The following is a 5,442-nucleotide window of genomic DNA, read 5'->3' on the forward strand; positions in this document are numbered from 1 at the left end:
GAGGCGATCTTCTCGCCCCGGCGCTGGACCTCTTCCGGGTGTGCGTGGGTCTCGGAGGCCGGGTAGGGGCCCTCGTGCTCGGCCTCGGCGGAGGCGGTGGAGACCACGCTCTCCTCGGCCTCGGAGGACGGGGTGCCGAGCACGCGCTCGGGACCGTCGGCTCCGGCCTCGGTGTTGTCGTTGTTGTTGTTCTCAGTCATGTGCACGCTGCTTCGCGGTGATCCAGATCGCGCAGGCGATGATCAGTGCCAGGCCGATGGTCCACGAGATGAAGCCCTCGGCGACCTGACCGACGCGCGCCAGGTCGAAGACGCCGCCGGCGTTCGGCTCGGCCTCCAGGGTCTTCACGTACGAGATCAGCTCCTGCTTCTCGTCGGACGTGATGACCGTGTCGGAGAACATCGGCATGGCGCCGGGGCCGGTGACCATGGCCTCGTAGATCTCGCGCGCGCTGGCGTCGCGGATCTGGGGAGCCCAGCGGCCGTCGGTGAGGGCGCCGCCGCCACCGGACCAGCTGTGGCAGTGCGCACAGTTGGTCAGGTACAGCTTCATGCCCAGCTCGGTGTCGTCGGCACCGGCGATGTAGGCCTCGTACTCGGCCTCGTACTCCTCGAGCGCGGCCTCGTACTCCGCCTCGGCGGCCTCGACGGCCTCCTCGTACTCCTCCTCGGAGTCGAAGTCGGCGCGGTTGACGCTGAACTCGTCCCGTTGGGGGGCGGTGTCCGGGACGTCGTAGGGAATGTCCGCGCCGCTCTGGCCGTCCCTGATCTGCGCGTTGTAGTACGCGATCAGGTTGACCAGGTCCTCCTCGGACATGGCCATGGGCTTGCGCGGCATCTGCGCGTCCGGGTTCGCCGACGGCATACGGCCGGTGCTGACCTGGAAGTCGATCGCCGCGGGGCCGACCTCACGCAGGTCCGGGCCGATGACGTCGCCGTCCTCGGTCCGCATACCGGAGCCGTCGTAGTTGTGGCACGTGGCACACGTCTGGTCGAAGATCTCGCGGCCCTCGGCGACGTCGACGTCCTCGGGGGACGGCGCGTCAGCGGCGAGGGTCTGCGCCTGCGCCTGGTCGGTGGTGGGGGCCAGTGCGGCGTACCCCACCCCGAACAGGGCTAGCGCGAGGATGACGACGACATACCCCGCCAGGGGATGCCGTCGCCGCGCGGTAATCCATTTCACGGTTTCCCCGTTTCGGGTTACTGGATGAAGTAGATGGTGAAGAACAAAGCGATCCAGACCACGTCGACGAAGTGCCAGTAGTAGGACACGACGATCGCGCTGGTCGCCTGCTGGTGGGTGAAGCGCTTCGCGGCGTACGTGCGTCCCAGCATGATGAGGAACGCGATCAGCCCACCGGTGACGTGAAGCCCGTGGAAGCCCGTGGTCAGGTAGAACATCGACCCGTAGGCGCTGGACTGGAGAGTCAGGCCCTCGTGCGCGATGAGCACGTAGTACTCGTAGGCCTGTCCGAGAACGAAGAACAGGCCCATGAAGAACGTCAGGAAGAACCACGCGCGCAGCTTCTTGACGTCACCGCGCTCGGCGGCCCAGACGCCGGCCTGCGCGGTGAAGCTCGAAGCCACGAGCACCACGGTGATCGCGGTCGCCCACGGCACGTTGAGGTGCGTGTCCGGCCACGGCCCCAGTTCGGGGTTCCCGTTGGTCACCGATCGGATGGTGAAGTACATCGCGAACAGCGCTGCGAAGAACATGAGCTCGTTGGCCAACCACACGATGGTGCCAACGCTCACCAGGTCAGGACGCTTTGCCGCACCATGCTCTGGTGTCGGTGTTGTTTTGAGGTTCGCGGTTGCTGTCGCCACGGGAGCATTATTACGGCATCTCGCGGAGACCCGTACTCGACCCCCCGTAAGGGGGCGGATCAGTACCGGTTTCGACCATCCAGACGCCCCGGACCGGGGCGTTCACCGTGACTCGCGCGTTACTGTACCGACTCGGCCGCCGTTCGCGCGTCAGCGACCCGCCCACAGCCGCCGACAGGCGTGATCCTGGGCGGCTGAGGCGATCCGTACCCCGGCGGAAACCGCTCCAATCCACCTCCGCCAACGCGCAGGTATCGAAACGGTCACCGTTGCACAACGCCACGCGCGGGGCGGGTGAGTACACCCCCCGGGAGTGCTGGCATCCTGGGAGTGTCGAAGGTCTCAGCCCCGAAGCCCCGGCCCCACCGGGCCCTGGGCACCGGGAGCGCGAGGCAATAGAGTCGATGACGAGAGAACCAACGAACGCCCGGCCGCGCCCCCTCGACGGCGGCCGAGGACCGACGTGATGGGACGGTTGCGCGATGGTGGTCAGCGGTACGGACACGGGTGCCCGGATGCGCGTGCTGGTCTACAGCGACAAGGCTGAGACCCGCGAGCAGGTGCGCATGGCCGTCGGCCGCCGCCCGGCCGCCGACGTGCCCCGCGTGGAACTGGTCGAGTGCGCGACCGCGCCCGTCGTGATCCGCAGGCTGGAGTCGACCGACCCCGCCGAGCGCATCGACGTGGCGATCCTCGACGGCGAGGCCGCCCCGGTCGGCGGCATGGGCCTGTGCCGCCAGCTCAAGGACGAGATCTTCCGCTGCCCGCCGGTCCTGCTCCTGGTGGGCCGCCGCGACGACGGCTGGCTCGCGACCTGGTCGCGGGCCGAGCAGGTGGTGAGCCACCCGATCGACCCCGTCGCGCTGGCCGAGTCCCTGGCGGAGCTGATGCGTCAGCGCGCCGCCGCCCTCAGCGGGTGACCCGGTGGGCGCCCCCACGACTCTGAGCGACCGAGAGAACGCCGACAGGGAGATGCGTCGGCGTTCCGTCGTGCACGGAGCACTCAACCACGGTGCGGACACCGGGCGATGGCGTGGCCACGCCCCGTCCCTTCCCCTGGGGCGTTGAGCACCGGTCGGCCGCCGTCGCGCGCCGCCGTCTCCGTACGCCCCCACGCCCGAACCCGCACCGTGGAGTCGAAGAGAAGATGAACACCGTCCCGCCCACCGCTTCCGACGACCAGTCCGCCGTCACCGAGCGGACCTGGTCCAACCTGATCACCGCCCTTCTGGGCGGGGTGACGCTCAGCGCCGCCGACACGGCCTGGGCGATGAACGAGATCATGTCCGGATCGGCGACCGACGCGCAGATCGCCGGATTCGCCATCGCGCTGCGCGCCAAGGGCGAGAGCGTGTCCGAGGTGACCGGCCTGGCCAGGGGCATGCTCGACAACGCCGTCCGCGTCAGCGTTCCCGGGCCGACCCTGGACATCGTCGGGACCGGCGGCGACCGCGCGCACACCGTGAACGTGTCGACGATGGCCGCGATCGTGGCGTCGGCGGCGGGCGCGCGCGTGGTCAAGCACGGCAACCGCGCGGCCTCTTCCTCCTGCGGGACCGCGGACGTCCTGGAGCGGCTCGGCGTGGTCCTGGACCTGCCCCCGCGGCTGACCGCCCGGGTGGCGGAGGAGGCGGGCATCACCTTCTGCTTCGCGCCGCTGTTCCACCCGTCGCTGCGCTACGCCGCCAAGCCGCGGCGCGAGTTGGCCGTGCCGACGGTGTTCAACTTCCTGGGGCCGCTGACCAACCCGGCGCGGCCCACCACCTCGGCGATCGGGGTGTTCGACGAGCGCATGTGCGAGGTGATCGCGGGGGTCTTCGCCGGTCGCGGTTCCTCGGCGCTGGTGTTCCGCGGTGACGACGGCCTGGACGAGCTGACCACGTCGACCACGTCGACGGTGTGGGTGGTCAGCGGCGGCGAGGCACGCCGGGAGCGACTGGACCCGGCGGACCTGGGGATCGGGCGTTCCGCGCCCGACGCGCTGCGCGGGGGCGACGTGGAGTTCAACGCCCAGGCCGTGCGCGACCTGCTCGCGGGCCGGCGCGGCCCGGTGAGGGACGCGGTCCTGCTCAACGCGGGCGCGGCGTTGGCGGCCGTGGACGGCGTGGAGGGCTCCCTGGTGGAGGCCGTGCGCGCGGGTTACGAGCGCGCCGCCGCAGCCGTGGACAGCGGAGCCGCCGAGCGGGCGCTGGCCGCGTGGGTGGAGACCAGCCAGGGCCTGGCCAAGCAGGTCTGAGACCGCCCCGGCCGGGCCCGCGGGCCCCGAGCCCCGAGCCCCGAGCCCCGAGCCCCGACGCGAGCTTGCGAGCGCGCGAAGAGCACGGAGAGGCGCGGTGTCCGGGTGTCCGGACTCCGCGCCCCGCGTCGTTCCGGTGTCCTACCAGCCCAGGGCGAAGGCGGACTCCAGGTCGTGCTTGGAGTAGGCCTGGAAGGAGATGTGGGTGTCGGAGGAGATGACTCCGGGCACCTTGTTCACCCGGCCCGGGATCACCTCCGCCAGGTCCTCGTGGCGGCGGACCCGCACCATGGCGATGAGGTCGACGCCGCCGGTGACCGAGTAGACCTCGCTGACACCGTCGATGTCGGCGATCGCCTCGGCGACCTCGGGGATGCGGTGGACGTCGGCCTTGATCATGACGATCGCGGTGATCACGGTGCCTCCATGGCGGGTCGGCGCGGGACGGGCCCCGGGCGAGGGGCGCACCGTCAGTAGACGTCGGACAGCCGCGTCCCGGAGCGCCATCGCAACCGGTAGACCACCAGTCCCGCGGCCACCCCGGCGAGGAATCCGTACACGTGCGCCGCGTAGGCGACGTTGGACCCGCCTCCCGGAGTGGTGGAAGTGGTGACGTAGAGAAGATACTGAACCGCGAAGTAGCTGCCCACCAGGGCCCACCCGGGCAGCCGCATCGGGATGACGACGAACACCAGCGTGGTCACCCTGCTGCGGAACTGTACGACGAGGTAGGCGCCGAGCACGCCGGAGATCGCCCCGGAGGCCCCGACCATGGGGATGACGCCCTCGGTGTCCACCAGCGCGTGCCCGTAGGCGGCGGCCAGGCCGGTGACCAGGTAGAGGATGAGGAAGCGGAGGCGGCCGATCCGGTCCTCCACCACCGGTCCGAAGACGAACAGGTACACCATGTTGCCCAGCAGATGGGCCGCGCCTCCGTGGACGAACATCGAGGTGAACACGGAGAGCCAGACGGACTTGCCGTCCAGCGCCCCGCACTCGGGTGTCATGGGGGGCGCCAGGTCGGTGCGGCCGAGCATCTCGTCGGGGACCGCGCCCCAGCGCATGAAGTAGTGGTCGATCGCGCAGAACCGCTCGGCGAGTTCGACCGGATACCAGACCGCGGTCATCGCCAGCGGGGACGCCAGGTAGGCGAGCACGTTCACCGCGATCAGCGTGTAGGCGACCACGGGGGCGCGGCGGACCGGGTAGTCGTCATTCAGCGGAAGCGCGGCCATGCGCCCAGTGTGTCATTCCGGTGTGGGCCTCCGCGCCGCGCAGCGGGCAGGTCCACTCTCCCTCGATCTCGACCAGCCTGGTGGCGGGGTGGACGAGCCAGTCGAGGATCAGCTCGGTCTCCTCGGCGGGGGGCCGCGGGGGGGG

The 5,442-nt window shown here is 70.4% G+C and carries 7 protein-coding genes and 1 pseudogene (1 of these 8 only partly in view); 2 read left to right on the top strand and 6 right to left on the bottom strand.

The features are described from left to right. The 3 genes and pseudogenes from D471_RS35065 to ctaE form a co-directional block, all read right to left on the bottom strand. Window positions 1–200 (bottom strand): annotated as a pseudogene (locus tag D471_RS35065) (ubiquinol-cytochrome C reductase); the annotation flags it as partial. Then, entirely contained in the window at window positions 193–1,182 is a 990-nt protein-coding gene (locus D471_RS0118680; protein ID WP_083924254.1) for a cytochrome c, read from the bottom strand. The gene D471_RS0118680 and the pseudogene D471_RS35065, both read right to left, overlap by 8 nt. 17 nt (window positions 1,183–1,199) lie before the next feature. Beyond that, complete coding sequence (gene ctaE, locus D471_RS0118685; RefSeq protein WP_169548899.1) at window positions 1,200–1,826, bottom strand: aa3-type cytochrome oxidase subunit III; 627 nt, start codon at window positions 1,824–1,826, stop codon at window positions 1,200–1,202. Between the two features lie 482 nt (window positions 1,827–2,308). Between ctaE and D471_RS0118690 the strand changes: the two genes are divergently transcribed. Further along, entirely contained in the window at window positions 2,309–2,746 is a 438-nt protein-coding gene (locus D471_RS0118690; protein WP_017600025.1) for a hypothetical protein, read from the top strand. A gap of 227 nt (window positions 2,747–2,973) precedes the next feature. Beyond that, window positions 2,974–4,062, top strand: coding sequence for an anthranilate phosphoribosyltransferase (gene trpD, locus D471_RS0118695; protein ID WP_017600026.1), 1,089 nt, complete (start codon window positions 2,974–2,976; stop codon window positions 4,060–4,062). 141 nt (window positions 4,063–4,203) lie between these two features. Here the strand turns inward: trpD and D471_RS0118700 are convergent, their stop codons facing one another. The 3 genes in view from D471_RS0118700 to D471_RS35070 are tightly spaced (at most 53 nt apart) and all read right to left on the bottom strand, a layout consistent with a single transcriptional unit that may run on beyond the window. Then, entirely contained in the window at window positions 4,204–4,479 is a 276-nt protein-coding gene (locus D471_RS0118700; protein ID WP_017600027.1) for an Lrp/AsnC family transcriptional regulator, read from the bottom strand. A gap of 53 nt (window positions 4,480–4,532) precedes the next feature. Beyond that, the gene (locus D471_RS0118705; protein ID WP_017600028.1) at window positions 4,533–5,297 is read right to left on the bottom strand and encodes a rhomboid family intramembrane serine protease; all 765 of its coding nucleotides are present in this window, start codon (window positions 5,295–5,297) and stop codon (window positions 4,533–4,535) included. After that, a protein-coding gene (locus D471_RS35070) for a DEDD exonuclease domain-containing protein (protein WP_449406571.1) crosses the window boundary here: on the bottom strand, window positions 5,279–5,442 show its 3' end. The gene runs 1,186 nt beyond the window's last position; 164 of the gene's 1,350 nt are visible here — the last part of the coding sequence; its start codon lies beyond the right edge, outside the window; its stop codon occupies window positions 5,279–5,281. Before D471_RS35070 ends, D471_RS0118705 begins: the two co-directional genes overlap by 19 nt.

Origin of the sequence: Nocardiopsis lucentensis DSM 44048, from assembly GCF_000341125.1 — a bacterium.
GTDB classification, from domain to species: Bacteria; Actinomycetota; Actinomycetes; order Streptosporangiales; family Streptosporangiaceae; genus Nocardiopsis; species Nocardiopsis lucentensis.

What these genes read in the sequence shown, in the direction of transcription:
- D471_RS0118690 (WP_017600025.1), top strand. Translation starts at nt 2,309, where the DNA reads ATGGTGGTCAGCGGTACGGACACGGGTGCCCGGATGCGCGTGCTGGTC.
- trpD (WP_017600026.1), top strand. Translation starts at nt 2,974, where the DNA reads ATGAACACCGTCCCGCCCACCGCTTCCGACGACCAGTCCGCCGTCACC.
- D471_RS0118705 (WP_017600028.1), bottom strand. Translation starts at nt 5,297, where the DNA reads ATGGCCGCGCTTCCGCTGAATGACGACTACCCGGTCCGCCGCGCCCCC.